The organism is Imperialibacter sp. (assembly GCF_040222815.1).
In the GTDB taxonomy this organism is placed as follows: domain Bacteria; phylum Bacteroidota; class Bacteroidia; order Cytophagales; family Cyclobacteriaceae; genus Imperialibacter.
In genome coordinates, this window is the sequence record NZ_JAVKCH010000053.1 from 22,155 (window position 1) to 40,523 (window position 18,369).

Annotated in this window: 16 protein-coding genes; 13 read left to right on the forward strand and 3 right to left on the reverse strand. The window is 45.4% G+C overall.

Annotation, left to right across the window (positions count from 1 at the left end; all coding sequences use genetic code 11):
* Window positions 1-61 precede the first annotated feature (61 nt).
* Window positions 62-907 carry a universal stress protein gene (locus tag RIF36_RS25170; protein ID WP_350125650.1) on the forward strand — a complete coding sequence of 282 codons (846 nt, stop codon included), beginning with the start codon at window positions 62-64 and terminating at the stop codon, window positions 905-907.
* A gap of 78 nt (window positions 908-985) precedes the next feature.
* Here the strand turns inward: RIF36_RS25170 and kbl are convergent, their stop codons facing one another.
* Window positions 986-2,176 (reverse strand): glycine C-acetyltransferase, encoded by a 1,191-nt coding sequence (gene kbl, locus RIF36_RS25175; protein ID WP_350125653.1) that lies wholly within the window; start codon window positions 2,174-2,176, stop codon window positions 986-988.
* Window positions 2,177-2,182: 6 nt separating this feature from the next.
* A complete protein-coding gene (locus RIF36_RS25180) occupies window positions 2,183-2,443 on the reverse strand; it encodes a hypothetical protein (RefSeq protein WP_350125656.1) in 261 nt (86 codons plus the stop codon).
* Window positions 2,444-2,609: 166 nt separating this feature from the next.
* Between RIF36_RS25180 and RIF36_RS25185 the strand changes: the two genes are divergently transcribed.
* On the forward strand, window positions 2,610-3,548 hold the full coding sequence (locus tag RIF36_RS25185) for an NAD-dependent epimerase/dehydratase family protein (RefSeq protein WP_350125659.1): 939 nt from the start codon (window positions 2,610-2,612) through the stop codon (window positions 3,546-3,548).
* Here the strand turns inward: RIF36_RS25185 and RIF36_RS25190 are convergent.
* Window positions 3,535-4,710, reverse strand: coding sequence for a T9SS type A sorting domain-containing protein (locus tag RIF36_RS25190; RefSeq protein ID WP_350125662.1), 1,176 nt, complete (start codon window positions 4,708-4,710; stop codon window positions 3,535-3,537). The genes RIF36_RS25185 and RIF36_RS25190 overlap by 14 nt on opposite strands.
* Window positions 4,711-5,106: 396 nt before the next feature.
* Between RIF36_RS25190 and RIF36_RS25195 the strand changes: the two genes are divergently transcribed.
* The 11 genes from RIF36_RS25195 (at window position 5,107) to RIF36_RS25245 (ending at window position 18,369) form a co-directional block, all read left to right on the forward strand.
* The gene (locus RIF36_RS25195; RefSeq protein ID WP_350079036.1) at window positions 5,107-5,889 is read left to right on the forward strand and encodes an enoyl-CoA hydratase/isomerase family protein; all 783 of its coding nucleotides are present in this window, start codon (window positions 5,107-5,109) and stop codon (window positions 5,887-5,889) included.
* An 18-nt stretch (window positions 5,890-5,907) separates the two neighbouring features.
* Window positions 5,908-7,416, forward strand: a complete 1,509-nt coding sequence (locus RIF36_RS25200) for a lipopolysaccharide biosynthesis protein (protein WP_350125664.1) — start codon at window positions 5,908-5,910, stop codon at window positions 7,414-7,416.
* Window positions 7,417-7,437: 21 nt separating this feature from the next.
* Window positions 7,438-7,872 carry a dUTP diphosphatase gene (gene dut, locus RIF36_RS25205; RefSeq protein WP_350125667.1) on the forward strand — a complete coding sequence of 145 codons (435 nt, stop codon included), beginning with the start codon at window positions 7,438-7,440 and terminating at the stop codon, window positions 7,870-7,872.
* A gap of 92 nt (window positions 7,873-7,964) precedes the next feature.
* Window positions 7,965-9,728 carry a tetratricopeptide repeat protein gene (locus tag RIF36_RS25210; protein WP_350125670.1) on the forward strand — a complete coding sequence of 588 codons (1,764 nt, stop codon included), beginning with the start codon at window positions 7,965-7,967 and terminating at the stop codon, window positions 9,726-9,728.
* Window positions 9,718-10,485 (forward strand): lipoprotein insertase outer membrane protein LolB1, encoded by a 768-nt coding sequence (lolB1, locus tag RIF36_RS25215; RefSeq protein ID WP_152001016.1) that lies wholly within the window; start codon window positions 9,718-9,720, stop codon window positions 10,483-10,485. Before RIF36_RS25210 ends, lolB1 begins: the two co-directional genes overlap by 11 nt.
* Window positions 10,472-11,665, forward strand: coding sequence for a murein hydrolase activator EnvC family protein (locus tag RIF36_RS25220; protein WP_152001015.1), 1,194 nt, complete (start codon window positions 10,472-10,474; stop codon window positions 11,663-11,665). Before lolB1 ends, RIF36_RS25220 begins: the two co-directional genes overlap by 14 nt.
* A gap of 95 nt (window positions 11,666-11,760) precedes the next feature.
* Window positions 11,761-11,973: a Sec-independent protein translocase subunit TatA/TatB gene (locus RIF36_RS25225; protein ID WP_152001014.1), complete on the forward strand. Its 213-nt coding sequence runs from the start codon at window positions 11,761-11,763 to the stop codon at window positions 11,971-11,973.
* Window positions 11,970-13,403, forward strand: a complete 1,434-nt coding sequence (gene gatA, locus RIF36_RS25230) for an Asp-tRNA(Asn)/Glu-tRNA(Gln) amidotransferase subunit GatA (RefSeq protein WP_350095593.1) — start codon at window positions 11,970-11,972, stop codon at window positions 13,401-13,403. Before RIF36_RS25225 ends, gatA begins: the two co-directional genes overlap by 4 nt.
* 10 nt (window positions 13,404-13,413) lie before the next feature.
* A complete protein-coding gene (locus RIF36_RS25235; RefSeq protein ID WP_350125673.1) occupies window positions 13,414-14,850 on the forward strand; it encodes a lytic transglycosylase domain-containing protein in 1,437 nt (478 codons plus the stop codon).
* 78 nt (window positions 14,851-14,928) lie between these two features.
* A complete protein-coding gene (locus RIF36_RS25240) occupies window positions 14,929-16,026 on the forward strand; it encodes a DUF4837 family protein (RefSeq protein WP_350125676.1) in 1,098 nt (365 codons plus the stop codon).
* 63 nt (window positions 16,027-16,089) lie between these two features.
* The gene (locus tag RIF36_RS25245) at window positions 16,090-18,369 is read left to right on the forward strand and encodes an NADP-dependent malic enzyme (protein ID WP_350095587.1); all 2,280 of its coding nucleotides are present in this window, start codon (window positions 16,090-16,092) and stop codon (window positions 18,367-18,369) included.

Genomic DNA, 18,369 nt, shown 5'->3' on the forward strand with positions numbered 1-18,369 from the left:
ATGTCATAAATGCGAAATATTACGTTATTTAGCTTTATGCTTTGCAATAATTGACACTATCATGAAAAAGATACTCGTCCCAACTGATTTTTCTAAAGAAGCAACCTTTGCCTTAGAGTCGGCCTATCCCTTGGCACAAAAAAAAGGTGCTGAGATAGTCTTGGTCAATGTGATAGAAGATCCGCATGACTATAGTTTTAACACAATGGGTATTGCGGGGTACTCCCCTGAGGAGAACATCTATATTGTTCAGCTGATAAGAAAAACCGAAGAACGTATGAAGGCACTGGTGGCCGACCCTGCCCATGCCGGGGTTTCTATGAGCTTCGAGGTTAAAATTGGGAAGACTTTTGACAAGATATTTGAGGTGATCGAGCGCCTGAATCCTGATTTGGTAGTAATGGGTTCCTCAGGTGCCTCCGGCCTCGACGAGGTTTTTGTCGGTTCAAATGCGGAGAAATTGAGCCGGTTTTCGAGCGTGCCCGTGATAACCGTGAAGGCCAGACGGGACTTGGTAAATATCAAGAACATTGTTTATGCGTCAGATTTGCGGGAAGAGCAGGGCATCATCATGAATGACCTGAAAGCGTTGCAGAAGCTGTACGGAGCAAAACTTCATATATTAAAGGTGTTTGAGCCTGTTTGGGTCAACGACCAGGAAGTGAAGGAGCGAATTCAGAAGTTTGCGGATTATTATAAACTTGAGAATTACACAGTTAACACTTTTCATGATCCGGATGAAGCGGAAGGTATTCTGCTATTTGCCGGTCAAAACAATGCTGATTTGATTGCCATGGCAACCCACCCCAGAAAAGGACTTGGGGTGCTACTTGGAGGAATGATCTCCAAAAATGTGATTAACCACACCCAGATTCCGGTCTGGACCAAGGCCATAAAGAAAAAATAGGTGACGCAGGGTAAAATTAAGAAAGCCGGTCTTTCCAACGATCAGCTTTCTTACTTATAAGATTTACGAAAAAGGGCTCTACTTCAAAACACCCAATTCTTTTCCAACTTCAGTGAAGGCAGCAATAGCTTTATCGAGGTGATGTTTATCGTGTATCGCCGAAATTTGCACCCGAATTCTTGCCTTCCCTTTGGGCACCACGGGAAAATAGAAACCAATAACATAAACGCCCTTTTCGAGCAGCTTTTGTGCAAATTGTTGTGAAAGCACAGCGTCATAAAGCATAATGGGCACAATGGGGTGCTCGCCAGGCTTGATGTCAAAACCGACAGTGGTCATTTTCTCACGGAAGTATTTGGTGTTGGCCTCCAGCTTGTCTCTTAGCTGGGTGGTTTCAGAAAGCAAGTCGATAACAGCAATGGAGGCACCAGTGATGCTTGGTGCCAACGTGTTAGAGAAAAGGTAGGGCCTGGAGCGTTGCCTCAAAAGCTCGATTATCTCTTTTTTTCCACTGGTGAAGCCGCCTGATGCTCCGCCAAGTGCTTTTCCCAAAGTGCCGGTGATAATTTCAATGCGGCCCATTACGCCTCTGAATTCATGTGTGCCACGCCCTGTTTTTCCCATGAAGCCGGTTGAGTGGCATTCGTCGATCATGGTAGTTGCTCCATATTTATCGGCCAGGTCACATATTTCATCCAATTTGGCAATAGTGCCGTCCATTGAGAAAACACCATCAGTCACGATGATTTTGTTTTTACAGCCAGCAGCGGCTTTCAATTGCTCTTCAAGATCGGCCATGTCACTGTTCTTATAGCGAAACCTTTGTGCTTTGCACAGCCTTACGCCGTCAATAATAGAGGCATGGTTCAACTCGTCAGATATAATGGCATCTTCCGGCCCAAACAGGGGCTCGAAAACGCCACCATTGGCATCGAAAGCTGCGGCATATAGGATCGTGTCTTCAGTGCCCAGGAATTCCGATATTTTTTTCTCCAGCGTTTTGTGGATGTCTTGTGTGCCGCAGATAAATCTGACTGAAGACATGCCAAAGCCATGCGAGTCAATGCTTTTTTTGGCCGCTTCCAGTACTTTTGGGTGTGCTGATAGCCCCAGGTAGTTGTTAGCGCAAAAGTTGATCACCTCCCGGCCGTCTTGCGTTTTGATGTCGGCTCCCTGAGGAGTGGTGATGATTCTTTCTGTTTTGTAAAGACCAGCCTTTTTGATCTCTTCAAGTTCGGCGGTCAGTTTTTCTTTCAATGAATCGTACATAGTTTCTTATTCCTTATTTTTTGGGGTAATGCTAAGTTTGGGTCTCATCATTTTTGCCTTGGGCACTTCTTTCTTTGCTTCCTCAGCCGTTTCCACAATGGGGTATTTTCTTCTTATTCCATTGATCAGGAATATTTTTTGTGCAGTAAAGCTATCGGGGTGAACCTGATCAAAAACATTCTTGAGTTCCATGAAACGCTCCTGTTCGCCAAGGGCGAATCCTTTAGCATCTATTTTTTTTGACGTCAGGTACTCTTTGAAAGTCATGGCTTGTCCTTTGGGCAAATATAAGTTGTTTCACCCGCTGGGGAAAACTTTTGCGGAAACGGATGGAGATTTCAAAATAGCCAGCATGTGTTTGTTGAAAGCACTTTTGCTTGTACTCATTATTACTAATTTTGCCGACACAACATTAACGCCTCAATATTTACGAATGAGTACGATCCTTATTATAGGTGCCTGCGGCCAGCTGGGCACGGAGCTGACCGAATCGCTGAGAGCCCGTCATGGAAACGACAAGGTAATTGCAACAGACGTTTCGGCACCAAAGGAAAGCCTGCTATCGGGGCCTTTTGAACGCCTGGATGCCATGGACGGCAAAAGGCTTGCGGAACTGATAGCGAAATACAGGGTTGACCAGATTTATCACCTGGCGGCAGTGTTGTCAGCAAAAGGTGAAGCCGATCCCATGTTTGCCTGGAACCTCAATATGACCAGCCTGCTCACGGTGTTGGAAATAGCGAAAGAACGAAAGCTGGAGCGGATATATTGGCCAAGCTCAATTGCCGTTTTTGGCCCCAATTCTCCCATCAACCATACACCCCAGAACACCATCATGAACCCCAACACGGTTTATGGTATCAGCAAGCTGGCGGGCGAAAGGTGGTGCGAGTACTACTTTTTAAAATACGGGGTCGACGTTAGAAGTATCCGTTATCCTGGTCTTATTGGCTACAAGGCCAAGCCGGGAGGTGGCACTACCGACTATGCAGTTGACATTTACTACAAAGCAAAAGAAGGAAAAGACTTCAACTGCTTTTTGCGGGAGGACACCCTGCTGCCAATGATGTACATGACGGATGCTGTGGATGGCACCATTCAGCTAATGGAGGAGGAGTCTTCAAAGATCAAAATCAGATCCAGCTACAACCTGCACGCCATGAGCTTCGCTCCAAAAGACATCTACGAAGCTATAAAATCAGAAGTGCCTGGATTCAGCATTTCGTACGAACCGGATTTCAGGCAGAAAATTGCTGACTCGTGGCCCAACAGCATCGATGATAGTCATGCTAGGGCCGACTGGGGATGGGAGCCGAAATATGATCTGAAGAGGATGACGACTGAAATTTTGGCTAATCTTATCCTTGATTAACCATTAGCCTGTAGGTAGAAGAATACTTTCCGGCCTGGATGGTTACCAAATAAATTCCTGTTGCCAAGGTTTGGTCGAAGGTGGTAGATACATGGGCGGAAGTGATTTCACTTGTTGTTACTACCCTGCCCTGCAGATCTGATACGGTCATTGTCACGTCATAAGCCGTGTAAAGAAGCTCTTCGGGGATGTTAAGTTGCAATTCGGTTCCGTTGTTAGGGTTTGGGTACATGGCTACTGTGCTGAAGTCAGGAGCAACCTCTACTGCGATTGTTTCAAATATTTCTGAAGAACCGTCAAAATCAATGGCATTCAAGCGGTAGTAGTTGATGCCCATTTCAGGATTTGTATCAGTAAATGAATATTGGTGTTTTTCAGAGGTAAACCCGTTTCCTTTTTCAGTAGCAATCACGTCAAAGTCTTTTCCGTCAAATGATCTTTGTATTTCGAAGTGGTCAAAATTTTCTTCTGACACAGTTTCCCAAGATAGTTTTACGGCATTTTTCAAGTTTACACCTTTGAAATAGCTAAGTACGATGGGTAGGGGAGTGGCCCCGTTGTTGTTAACGAAATCTTGAATTGACTGAGGCTTGGAGCTTAGCGAAGAATTATCTGCTGAAGCTGCCGCAGTGTCTCCATTTCCGCTGATTGTTCCCGTTACTACCAGATTACCAACGCCTCCATTATTATCAGTATATTCTTGGTTACCGCCTGTTAAAGACATGTTGCCGTCGATGATAATCAAGCCACCGTTATCAACGGTTACTTTGTTGGCGGCTGAAAAATCGCCAAAAACAACCAGCACGCTACCTGTCATCATTCTTAAGCTGTAGCTGTTGGTTGCAAAACTCATATTGCCGTAAACAACCAAAGTATCCTTGATAACTATTTCCTTGCTGTTGTTTCCGATGTTACGGAAAGAGAGGGCTCCGTTTCTTGTGATGTATTTCTCAATTCTGATTTGTACATCTCCACTTGCGTTATATGTGTCGCCAATATCCGTTACGGGAACTGCCGCATTATCTGTCCAGTTTGCATTGGTTGTCCAAAGGTAGAAGCCGCTAGTTTTTGTTTGCGCTCTCGTCACCTTTTGAGCGGTAGCCAATGAACCACTTGTGGTGATGATGATCAGAGACAAAACGATTTTTAATGTATTTTTCATAGCTATTAAAATTGCGTCCTTTCGAACAATACAAAGGTCAATCATTGCTTTTGAACCGCAAAATTTCTTATGTGCGGTAAAACACCTATTTGTCGACTTTTTTGAGGGGTTGGTAGAAAGCCTTGTTTTTCGACACTCGATTTAACATACGTAAGGAGGTATCTCATCGGATTTAGGCGCTTTCAGATTGATGTAATATTTCCATGAAAAATGAACAAAAATAAGCTTTTTGGTTAAACGGATACTGTCTTTGGTACACGGTGTTTTTACCGTCTGCCATACGCCTGGATAAGTGTCGAACAGGGGGCGGATTTTGAACTTTGGCAAAAAAGTAAATTATTTGATGTCCAATACAGCCGGAAACGCTTCGGAATTTGAAGCTTAAAATGGAATCCTATGAGTAGTTATAAGAACATACTAGTTGAGCAGAATGGATCAGTAAAGACCATTACGATTAACAGGCCCGACAAATTGAATGCCCTTAATCAACAAACTATGGAGGAGTTGAGGAAGGCGTTTCAGGAAATAAACGATGCCAAGGATGTAAGAGGGGTTATTGTTACAGGGGCTGGAGAGAAGGCATTTGTAGCAGGTGCCGACATCAAGGAGTTTTCGGAAATCAACGAACTCAACGGGCGAAAGTTCGCTGAGAGTGGGCAGGAAATTTTTAACCTTATCCAAAACTGCCATGCCCCCGTTATCGCAGCGGTGAATGGCTTTGCTCTGGGGGGAGGTTGTGAGCTGGCCATGGCGTGTCATATACGGATAGCATCAGAGAATGCCAGGTTTGGGCAGCCAGAGATTAATCTTGGCATCATACCGGGCTACGGTGGCACTCAACGGCTGACTCACCTAATAGGTAAAGCAAAGGCAGCGGAGCTGATGCTAACTGGTGAAATGATCTCTGCGGCAGATGCGCTTACTTTGGGCCTTGTAAATTATGTCGTTCCTGCCGACAAGCTGATGGAAAAGACCAACAGCCTGATGGCAAAAATCCTTGAAAAGGCGCCTCTGGCGGTTGGAATGGTGATAGACTGCGTCAACGCAGTTTATAATGCCGACGAAGATGGATATCAGACAGAGGCGAATTCTTTTGCCAGGTGCTGCGGCACAGAAGACTTCGTTGAAGGAACAACTGCCTTTCTTGAAAAGCGCAAGCCTGTTTTTAAGGGCGAATAAGGTAACTTCGGGCTTTATATGGGCCAACTAAAAAAACTTGCAGGCCAAACTGCGATATACGGAGTCAGTAGCATTGTGGGCCGCCTGCTTAACTGGCTGCTGACGCCATTTTACACAGGTATTTTTGAGCCAGGCGAGTATGGCCAAATGACCATACTCTACGGTTATTCGGCATTCCTGCTCATTATTTATACATATGGCCTGGAAACAACCTTCTTTAGGTTTTCCACCAAAGACATTGCTAAAGGACAGCATACATATGGTCAGGTAATGACCATGATAGTGCTGACTACCTTGGTTTTCACAATTGTGCTTTGGGCCTTTGCTCAGCCATTAGCTTCATTTATTGAATACCCGGATCATTCGTCATGGATAAGATGGTTTGCGGCGATACTGGCAGTAGAGGCTGTTATGTCGATTCCCTTTGCCAAGCTTCGGCTGGAGAACCGGCCAATCAAATTCGCCAGTATTAAGATTCTCGTCATTCTGGTCACGATCCTGCTAAACATCTTTTTGCTCGTGATCGCTCCAGCGGTCATTTCTGGTGAGTACCTCGTTTTCTTGAAACCGCTGATAGCACCATGGTACGACCCCTCTCTTGGCATTGAGTACATTTTTATCGCCAACTTCCTGGGCACTTTCTTGCTGGTGCCCCTATTGGCGAAGGAGCTTATGGCTGCCAGGTTCAACTGGAATGGTAAATTGATCAAACAGATACTGGTTTACAGCCTGCCGGTGGGAGTAATGGGCTTGGCGGGCACAGTCAATGAAACCTTCGGCCGGCTGATGATCAAGTACCTTTTACCGGAGGGTTTCTACGGCCATGTCGGCCCTGACTACGCAACAGGCGTGTATGGTGCCTGCTTTAAGCTGAGTGTGTTTATGAACCTGGGTATCCAGGCCTTTCGGTACGCCGCTGAGCCCTTCTTCTTTTCAAGTGCCGCCGATAAAAACTCTCCCGAGCTGTTCAGTAAAGTGATGAAGTGGTTTGTTATTTTCGGGGCACTGGTGTTTTTGGGTATTTCTGTCAATTTAAATTGGCTGGGGCTTCTTCTTCGCCAGTCGGAATACCGTGAAGCGCTATTTATTGTGCCCTTTTTGCTCATGGGCTATTTGTTTCTAGGCATTTATTACAACCTTTCGGTGTGGTATAAACTCACAGATCAGACATACTACGGCGCATACATAGCGTTGCTTGGTGCATTAATTACTGTAGTAGGTAATGTGTTACTAATCCCTCTCATTGGGTATTTGGGCAGTGCATTGGTAACCGCCCTCACTTTTCTAGTAATGGCGGTCGTTAGTTATTACCTGGGGGAGAAGCATTACCCGGTTCCTTACAAGGTGCCCAATGCTATTTTCTATCTAATTCTTTCTTCAACACTTGTTTTCGGTGCAAGCCAACTGCACTTCAGCTCATTTTTGCTGGAACTGCTTGTGAACAATCTGGCCGTTGTGTGCTTTATTGTTATTGTGCTGGTCAAGGAAAGAGCGGATTTGCCTCGACCTAAGCGTTTTATTTCTTAATTTTGCAGCCTTGTTTTACTTATGAAGGTAAAAATAGTTAACAAATCGCCGTTTTCACTTCCTGAATATCAGACCAAGTTATCGGCAGGGCTTGACTTGAGGGCTGTTTTAGAAGAGGGCATCAGCCTTGCTCCTTTGGAACGAAAATTGGTGGCCACTGGCCTTTATATAGAGTTGCCACCTGGGTTTGAGGCGCAAATTCGTCCCCGAAGTGGCATGGCATTTAAGCAGGGAATTACCGTTCTCAACTCGCCTGGCACCATCGATGCAGATTACAGGGGGGAGTTAAAGGTGCTTTTGGTAAATTTGTCCAACCAGGAAGTCACGATTGAGCATGGCGACCGTGTGGCTCAAATGGTTATAGCAAAGCACGAAAAAATAGAGTGGGTAGAAGGCGAAGCCTTAACTGAGACAAAAAGGGGCCAGGGCGGATACGGAAGTACGGGTAAAAACTAATAGATGCCTGCGAAAAATATAAAGATCGAGATACCCAAAGGTCAAGTTTAGACGTATTACAAATTCCCGGCGTCCGTTTTGAAAGAAAGAATATGGTAAATGCAGATCACATCGTTAAAAGAGTTATAGCCACAGGAGCCTTTGCGCTTCTTTTGGCAGCGCTTTCCTTTGATTTGCAGGCCCAGGGAAAAAAGAAAAAGTCCAGAGATGGAGTGCCCAACGAAATATCTGAAAACGACAGGTTTCAGGCTGAGTATTACTTCGTAGAGGGGGAGAAGTTTTTTATGCTGGAGGACTATGCCAAAGCGTATGAGCTGTTCAGTCTCTCCAACGACATTGACCCGAAAAGCTCGGGTGTTCACTACAAGATGGCGCAAATTCTGGCTGAGTCTGGTGACTTCGAAAAAGCACTTACCCATGCCAATGAAGCGATAAAGCTCGACAGTGATAACAAATACTACTTCCTGCTAACTGCCGAGATTTACACCAACATGTCCAACTTTCAGGAGGCAGCCAGCCTCTACGAAAGAATGATAAGCACGCTACCAAACAACGAGTCGTATCTTTTCGATTTGGCGGCGTTGTATATCTATCAGGACAAGCTTGATAAGGCCCTCGATGTGTATAACAGGGCGGAAGATTTCTTCGGCGTATTAGAAGAGATCACTTATCAAAAGCAGCAAATTTTTATTCAACAGGGAAAGATAGATTTGGCCATCGCAGAAGGTCAAAAGCTGATTGATACCTACCCCGACGAGTCGGACTACAAGCTCACACTCGCTGAGGTGCTTATTTCAAATCAAAAGGAGAAAGAGGCAATTCCCTACCTGGAAGCAGTGCTGAGAGACAACCCGTCCAATGCGCAGGCCAGTGTTCGGTTATCTGAAATTTATAGAAAGAACGGGCAAACTGAGAAGGCCATGGAGTCGCTTCACAATGCTTTTTCTAATCCGTCGCTTAATGTAAATGCAAAGGTGCAGCTACTGGCCGGTTACATCGCTCAGCTTCCCAACCCCGAACTTGAAACTGCCGCTAAGGAGCTCGCTGTAGATTTGATTGAGGCTCACCCCGACAATGTGGATGCTCAGGCCATTTCCGGTGACCTGGAGTTCAGGCTGGGCAATAAGGAGATAGCCAGAGGTTTTTACCTGAGAGCACTCGAACTCGACAATACCAATTACAACCTTTGGCAAAATGTGATTTCCATTGAAATGGAGCTGGAGGACTATCAGGGTGCCGCCCAGCATGCTGAGCAGGCTATCGAAATTTTCCCCAATCAGGCACTACTTTATTATTTTGGGGGCACAGCTTATCTTGTAAAAAAGGATTATAGAAAGGCTGCTAATAACCTTGAAGCAGGAAAAAAGTTGGCAACATCCGATCCTGACCTTTCAGGCTTTATCATCGGGCAGCTTGGTGATGCTTACAATGGTTTGGAAGACTATCCCAAGTCTGACGCAGCCTATGAAGAAGCATTGAAAATCAATTCTGACAACGACTATGTCCTCAATAACTACAGCTACTATCTCTCTTTGAGAAAGGAAAAATTGGACAGGGCTCTTGAGCTGTCGAAGCGTTTGGTAGAGAAGAATCCCGACAATGGGACTTATCTTGACACTCATGCCTGGGTACTGTATGTGAGAGGTGACTACAAGGAATCGAAATTTTACCTTGAAAAGGCCTTGGCTGACGCTGAAAATGTTAGTGGTACAATCGTTGAACACTATGGTGATGTACTTTTTCGATTGGGTAAGATTGATGACGCAGTGGAGCAATGGAAAAAAGCAAAATCAATGAAGGACACGACGAAACTAATTGATAAGAAAATTGCCGACAGGAAACTATATGAAGAATAGACTGCTGCCCCAAGCAGGTTTAATTGCCCTGATCCTTTTCGTTTCCTGCAATAAAAAGCTGGCCTACTTCGATTTTTTGGAGAGGAACAAGCTGGATGTTCAAGAAATAAACTTTGACTACTTCTCCACGAAAACTAAGATCAACTACACGGAGGGTGACAATAAAATTAACGCCAGCGCTAATATCAGGATAAGAAAGGACAGCATTATTTGGTTTTCACTTACTCCGGCACTGGGGATAGAAGCTGCCCGGGGCATTATCACCAAAGATTCACTTGTGGTCGTCGATCGGCTTAACAAAGTTTATTTTGTTTATACTTATGCTTCGCTGAGCGAGAAATATAATTTTAATATCGACTACCAACTTCTTGAAGCAATTTTTTTGGGTAACCCACCTAGGAATATCAAAGAAAATGAAAGGGTGGTAAGAGAAACCGACTATGCGATGGTAGAGCAAAAGGAAGGAGAGGTTACGTTTAATAACTACATTTCCACCAAAACCTCCAAGCTGGAGAAGCTGTCAATTGTGGATCTACCAACCACCAACACGCTGAATATTACTTACTCTGATTTTCAAGTAGTTGATGAATTTCATATTTTTCCGTTCCAATCGTTGATTTCACTGGTGTATAATAAGCCAGGTACAGCCGAGGCTTTCAATACGCAAATAGAAATTGAGCACAACAAAGCTGAGGTTGAAGACGGCAAAAAAATGAAGTTTCCGTTTAATATTCCCCAAAAGTATGAGCGGAAGTAGTCGCTTATCAATCCTGTTGCTCCTGGCGCTGATTTTCTCAGTGCAGGTCTCTTTTTCCCAAAAATCGAAGAGCCAGTTAGAAAAGGAGAAGCAGGAAAACCTTCGGCGAATTGAAGAAGCTCACTCCATTCTACAGGAAACAGAAACCCAGAAAAAGAGCACTTTAGGCCAATTGAGCGCTATTTCAAGGCAAATTGAAGCCAGGGAAATGCTGATCAAATCCATCAGTGAGGAGGTCGACTTGCTGGGCACCGACATAGATGAACTGAGTCAGGTTGTGAAATCGTTGGATGGTGACCTGAAGGCACTCAAGCAAGAATATGCCTCCATGATTTACGCCGCCTCGAAGTCGAGGCATGGTTTCGACCGCCTAACGTTCCTCTTTTCAGCGCAGACTTTCAGCCAGTTTTTGCGTAGGCTAAGCTATCTCTCTCAATACGCTGAGGCTCGAAAAACGCAAGCGGTTCAGATCAAAAAGGTAACAGAGGCCTTGAATGGGCAGAAGAACGAGTTTGAAGCCAAACGCACCGAACAACAGAAGCTGCTTGCAAGTCAGGTTGCAGAAAACAAAAACTTGTTGTCTTTGAAGACCAAGCAAAGTTCGGTTATCAAAGATTTGAGCAGCCGGGAAAAGCAGCTAAAAAACGAGTTGGCGCAGAGGAAACAGGCTATCGACAAACTGGATAACCTTATTGCGGAACTCATCAAAGCGGAGCTGGAAAAGGAGCGGGTAGCCAAAAGTCCGGTTACCTCGCCGCTAATTTCCTCAAACTTTGAGGGTAGCAAGACAAAATTACCTTGGCCGGTGTCTTCTGGTTTTGTTTCTTCCAGATTTGGGAGACATCCACACCCGGTACTTAAAGGTGTAGAGGTTGATAACCAGGGTATTGACATCCAAACCGGCCAGGACGAAATCGTAAAATCGGTTTTTGATGGAACTGTAGCTACCGTGGCTTTTGTTCCTGGAATGAACAGTGTGGTGATCATCAAGCACGGAGATTACTATACCTTGTATGCCCGGCTGAAAAAAGTAAACGTCAAAAAAGGACAAGAAGTAAAAATTGGCGACATAGTGGGGGAGGTGTTCACCGATACTGACGGGATCTCTGAGATACAATTTCAGGTTTGGAAGAACAACCAGAAGCTAGACCCCGAAAAATGGCTCATGACCAAGAAATGAGGGATGGGGTTCTTTAAATATTTCCAGTATGAACCCTTGATCCCAAATTATTCTCTTTAACTTTACGTTATTACAATACACTAAAAAATAATATTATGAACACAATTTTTGCCTTTGGGATGCCTGGTGGCTGGGAGTTGATAGTTATAGTGTTCATCGTCCTGATTTTCTTCGGAGCTAAGAAGATTCCTGAACTTGCGAGAGGCCTTGGAAAGGGAATTCGTGAATTTAAAGATGCGACAAAGGAGATCAAAGATGAGATTCAAGAAGGAGTAAAGGAAGTAAAGGAAGATAAGCCTAAGTCTTGAAAACATATAGATCGCTAGCCGAGATTCAGAAGGCGATAGCATCTGGAAACATCACCTGCAAGCAGCTGGTAGAGCAGTACTTGCAGGTAATCAACGAAAAAAGTCACCTCAACGTCTTTCTTGAAGTTTTTGCTGAAGAAGCAATAGCCAAAGCAGATGTCGTCGATGAAAAAATCCGTGCCGGAAGGCAGGGGCGCCTGGCAGGTATGGTTATCAGCCTCAAGGACGTGCTGTGTTATAAGGGGCATAGGCTCCAGGCAGGTAGCCGTATCCTTGAAGGGTTTGTTTCGCAGTTTACCGGCACGGCTGTGCAGCGGTTGCTCGATGAAGATGCCATTGTCATCGGCAGAACCAACTGTGACGAGTTTGCTATGGGTTCTTCCTCGGAAAACTCCGCATATGGCCCGGTTGTGAATGCTGCCGGCGAAAAGCGGGTGCCTGGAGGTTCTTCAGGAGGTTCGGCTGTTTCTGTGCAGTCCGACATGTGCCTGCTTTCCCTTGGCACCGATACAGGGGGCTCGGTTAGGCAGCCTGCGTCGTTTTGTGGCATTGTCGGCTACAAGCCCACCTATTCCAGAATTTCCAGATACGGACTTTTGGCGTACGCCAGTTCTTTTGATACCATCGGTACTTTTGCCCATACCATTGAAGATACAGCACTTACGCTGGAAATAATGGCTGGCCACGATGACTATGACAGCACAGTCTCGCATGAACCGGTGCTGCCCTATTCCACGCTGCTTTCCAACAACAAAAAATACAAAATAGCCTATTTAAAAGAGCCACTGGCCTCGCCGGAAATAAGTGCACCTGTAAAAGGTGCTGTGGAGGACGCTATCACCTGGCTGAAGAAGGATGGTCACACAGTTGAGCCTGTCGAATTCAATTATCTCGACTATGTGTTACCTACTTATTACATCCTTACCACGGCCGAAGCAAGCTCCAACCTTTCCAGGTACGACGGCGTAAAATATGGCTATCGGAGCAAATCGCATGTGAACCTCGAGACGATGTATAAGAAATCGAGGTCAGAGGCTTTTGGCAAAGAAGTACAGCGAAGAATTTTATTAGGTACCTTTGTACTAAGCGCCAGTTATTACGATGCCTTTTATACCAAAGCGTTGAAGGCACGAAAATTGATTCAACAAGCAACTAGAGATATACTTAAGGAGTACGATTTTATTATTTTACCTACATCCCCGACTGTTGCATTCAAATTGGGTGAGCATACCAAAAATCCATTGGAAATGTACCTCGCCGACCTCTTCACTGTGCAGGCATCGGTAGCTGGAGTGCCGGCTATTTCAATTCCGTATGGTGAAGACAATGAGGGAATGCCCATTGGCTTGCAACTGATAGCTGACGCTTTTCAAGAGGAAAAGCTTTTGGCGTTTTCCCGGCACATTCTTAATGCAAGGAACCAGGGATAAAAAAATTTGTATGAAAAAGCTATTGACCATTGTTTGTGGACTTTCTATCAGTCTGTCGGGTCACGCCCGACAGGGGGATGTCGAATTTGGAGTAGTTGAGGCAGATACACTGTCTCTGGATGTGGTCGACACAAGAACTATTCTTCCCTACGACTATTCTCCTGACTTCACCTACGAAATGGTGGAAGAAAGACTTGCTGGTCTAAATTCAGGAGTGCCAATTCAGTTGAATGAAAGAGTCTTTTCGTTCATCGATTATTTCACTGTTCGCAACCGTGACTACATCAGATCGGTGCAGCAAAGGGCGGAAGTATATTTCCCCATTTTTGAGAAATACCTGAAGGAATACGACCTGCCAGAAGAGCTTAAATACCTTTCTATAGTAGAATCTGGACTGCGAACCAACGCCATTTCCAGGGTGGGTGCTGGTGGCTTGTGGCAATTTATGCCAGCTACGGGGCGTTTTTACAAACTGCACCAGGACTGGTACATCGACGAACGAATGGATCCAGAGAAAGCCACAGAGGCGGCTTGCAAGTATTTGAAGCAGTTGTACGGGATGTTTGGAGATTGGGATTTGGCACTTGCTGCATACAACTCCGGCCCAGGAAACGTAAGAAAGGCCATTAGAAGGTCGGGCTATAAGAAGACCTTTTGGGAGGTGTACCGCTATCTGCCAAGAGAAACACGTTCGTATGTGCCTCAGTTCGTCGCCATCCTCTACACAATGAACTTCAATGAGTTTCATAACCTGTATCCGGATGAAAAGGAATATATGATGGCTTATGACACTGTCATGATCGATCAGTATTTGCACATTGAAACTTTTGCCAACCTCACAGGTTTGTGCGCCGATGATATTCTTAAACTGAATCCACATTTGATCAGGGGAGTTATTCCAGAGACGGTCAGCAACTATCCGTTGAGAGTCCCATCCGATAAAATGGATTTTGTCTATGAAAACATGGACTTCTTGCTTGATTCGGCCGGTAAAGTTGGAAAAGAGCACTTGGAAAAACTGGCGCAGAATATGCCTGGCAGCACTTATGGAAGAGAAAATGTCAGGTACCGTGTGCAATCTGGTGACGTGTTGGGCACTATTGCACAGCGTTACCACGTTAGAGTTTCTGACTTGAGGGAGTGGAACAGGATTTCAGGGAATATGATCAGGGTAGGACAAACCCTCAATATTTGGGTGCTGCCCAATTATCAGTCGAAGCCCAACCTGTATACGCCATCTTCTACAATCGCCAAAGTGCCTACGCAATCGACAGTTATATCGGCATCGGTCGGTGCTGACGGGTCAAAGTACCACATGGTGCAATCGGGCGATACCTTGTGGGATATCTCAAAGAAGTATGGTAACGTGTCTATTGAAAAAATTAAACAGCTCAATAATTTGAGTTCTAGTAAAATACATGTTGGGCAAAAACTACTGATTGAGTAGCCCAGGGTAGCGACGAAAAGTTTATAATTGTTAATTTAGAGGGCCGCAAGGCCCTTACGAATTTTAATAGAATATCTCATGACTCGAATAGTTCAATTTATATTCGCTTGTTTCATGTTTTCTGTGCTGCTGTCTTCCTGTGGCTCAAAGGACAAATCAGATAACGGCAACTCTCTTCTACAGGTAGCTCGTGGCGATGCTGCGGAAATCATTCTGGTGATGGATAGTGCCCAGTGGAACGGGCCTCTGGGAAAGGAGATGAGGCGAACCTTTGAGTTGATTATTCCGGGGTTGAATAGAGCGGAACCGCTTTTTGATCTAAAGCAGGTGGCGCCAAAATCGCTAAATGGGGTGCTAAAGAGCGCTAAGAACATGATTTTTGTTACCACTCTCAACAATAACACAAGGGCGGGAAAGATCATGAAAGGTTATTACACAGCGGAGTCGCTTTCGAAAATAAATGAAGACCCAAACCTCTTCTATTTTACGAGGAAAGACAATTATGCCCGGGGCCAGGAAATACTCTACCTGTTCGGGAAAGACGATGAATCGTTGATCAGTAAGCTTAGAGAAAATGGCGACATTTTGAGGCAGTTCTTTGAAGACGTGGAAAACAAAAGGCTGCAAGCTAATCTCTTCAAGATTCAGGAGAAGGATTTGGCGGATGTGCTTTATGATCGCCATAATTTTAAACTTAAAATACCCTATGGTTACGAGCTGGCACAAGACAAAGGAAACTTCGTTTGGCTGAGGGCACTGGATTTGGAAGTGGACAAGACGATCTTCATTTACTACGAGCCTTACACTAACCAGGAAGTGTTCAAAGATATCACGGCCTTGAGGTCTAGAATCACTGAAAAGTATTTGCGTGACATTGAGAAAGACGATATCTACATTACCTATCAGGATGTACTCCCCTTTATTACCAAAGACATCAATTTTAAAGGGAGCTACGCCGTGGAGACCAGGGGTCTCTGGAAGACAAGCGATTCAACCAATGGAGGGCCTTTTATCAGCTATACTTTCGTCGACGAGGCACTGAATAGGCTCTATTATATCGAAGGGTATGTGTATGCACCTTCAAAGGATAGAAAAAGGGACTTTATCAATGAATTTCAGGCGATATTGCAGTCTTTTCAACCTGCCCAATCAGAGGCACCTGCTGCTGGTCGTTAATTGTTTATGTAGACAGCCCCTATTAGCTTTGCTTTTTACCCATTAACCTGACACCTAACTTTTATGGCAATTAAAATTCGCAAGGAAGACGCCCTTGAATACCATTCTTCCAGCCCTGCCGGAAAAATTGAAATACGTCCAACAAAGATGATGAGCAGCCAGGTTGACCTGGCTTTGGCCTACTCTCCAGGAGTGGCGGAACCCTGCAAAGAGATAGCGAAAAACAAAGAGGATGTGTATAAGTACACCGCCAAAGGCAACCTCGTAGGGGTTATCTCCAACGGAACGGCTGTGCTTGGACTCGGCAATATTGGCCCGGAGGCTTCAAAGCCAGTGATGGAGGGCAAAGGGGTGTTGTTCAAGAAATTTGCGGGCATTGATGTGTTTGATATTGAAGTGGACGAAGAGGATCCTGACAAGTTTATTCAAATTGTGAAGGCGCTGGAGCCGACTTTTGGCGGCATCAACCTGGAAGACATAAAGGCCCCTGAAAGCTTCAAAATTGAGAGGGTACTGCGGGAACAAATGAAAATTCCTGTGATGCACGATGATCAGCATGGCACAGCCATTATCTCAAGTGCAGCCTTGCTGAATGCGCTGCTTGTGGTGGGTAAAAAGATTGAGGAATTAAAAATAGTTGTCAACGGAGCTGGTGGAGCCGCTATGGCCTGCACAGATTTATATGTTGGGCTGGGGGCTAGTAAGAAAAATATAGTGATGCTCGACAGTAAGGGCGTGCTCAGGAAAGACAAAATCGACCCTGAGTCAATGAAAGCCAGGTACGCTACTGACAAGAAAATAGACACCTTGGATGAAGCGATTGTTGGGGCTGACATGTTTTTGGGGCTTTCCACAGCCGATGTATTTACGCCAGACATGTTGAGGAAAATGGCCGATAAGCCTATTGTTTTCGCTTTGGCTAATCCCGATCCGGAGATTCCTTACCAACTGGCCATGGACACCAGGGATGATGTTGTGATGGCCACGGGCCGTTCCGACCATCCGAACCAGGTCAACAATGTGTTGGGCTTTCCCTATATTTTTAGGGGAGCACTTGATGTAAGGGCAACAGCCATTAATGAAGAAATGAAACTGGCCGCCGTGAAGGCGCTGGCGGAGCTGACCAAAGAAGCCGTGCCTGAAATGGTCATCAAAGCTTATGGCAATAAGCCAATCACCTTTGGAAGTGACTATCTGATTCCGAAGCCGTTGGATCCAAGGCTCATCACTACGATTTCTCCAGCTGTAGCAAAGGCTGCTATCGACTCAGGCGTTGCGAGAAAAAAGATTGACGACTGGGAAGCTTACAAGGTAGAGCTCCAAAGCCGCATAGGTATTGACAATCGTTTGATGGCGAGAGTGATCGCCAGGGCGAGGAGAGCGCCCAAGCGGGTTGTGTTTGCAGAGGCCGATCATCCCAAGATATTGAAAGCCGCCCAAATGGTGATTGATGAGGGAATAGGCTACCCTATTTTGTTGGGTAACAAAGCGAGAATAGAAGCTTTGGTGCTCGAGAACAAACTAGATCTTCGTGACACGCCAATCATTGATCCTTATCATGAAGCCGATACAAGGCACGAGTATGCGGCCATGCTTTTTGAAAAAAGAAAGCGCAAGGGTATCACCATGGTCAATGCAAGGCAGCTGATGTACGACCGCAATTACTACGGTGCTATGATGGTTGAAACCGGGGCTGCGGACGCACTCATTTCAGGCCTTACGAACGATTACCCAAAGACCATCCTTCCGGCACTTCACATCCTTGGTGTGGAGGAAGGGATTAACCGGGTGGCTGGCATGTACATAATCAGCAACGCCAAAGGCACCTACTTCTTTGCTGACACCACGGTGAATCTTAACCCTACCGCTGAGGAGCTGGTTGAAATTGTTGGTCTGGCAGCGAGGGCCGTGAAGTATTTTGACTACGAGCCCAAAGTGGCCGTTCTTTCATATTCTAATTTTGGATCGTCGAGAGGTGGTGTGCCTGAAAAAACCAGGAAGGCAGTTGAGTTGGCGAAGAAAAAATACCCGGACCTTATCATCGATGGGGAGCTTCAGGCCAATGTGGCGTTGAATGCAGAGCTACTCAGCGAGGTGTATCCTTTCTCTTCATTGAATGGGCACTCGGCAAACACACTTATTTTCCCCGACCTGGCATCAGGTAATATTGCCTATAAACTGTTGATGGAGTTGGGTGGAGCAGAGGCAATAGGACCGATTCTGGTAGGTATGAACAAAGCCGTTCATGTATTGCAGGTGGGCAGCTCTATCAGGGAGATATTTAATATGGTGGCTATTGCGGTCATAGATGCACAGTCGCAAAGCGCAAAAGCCCAACAATAG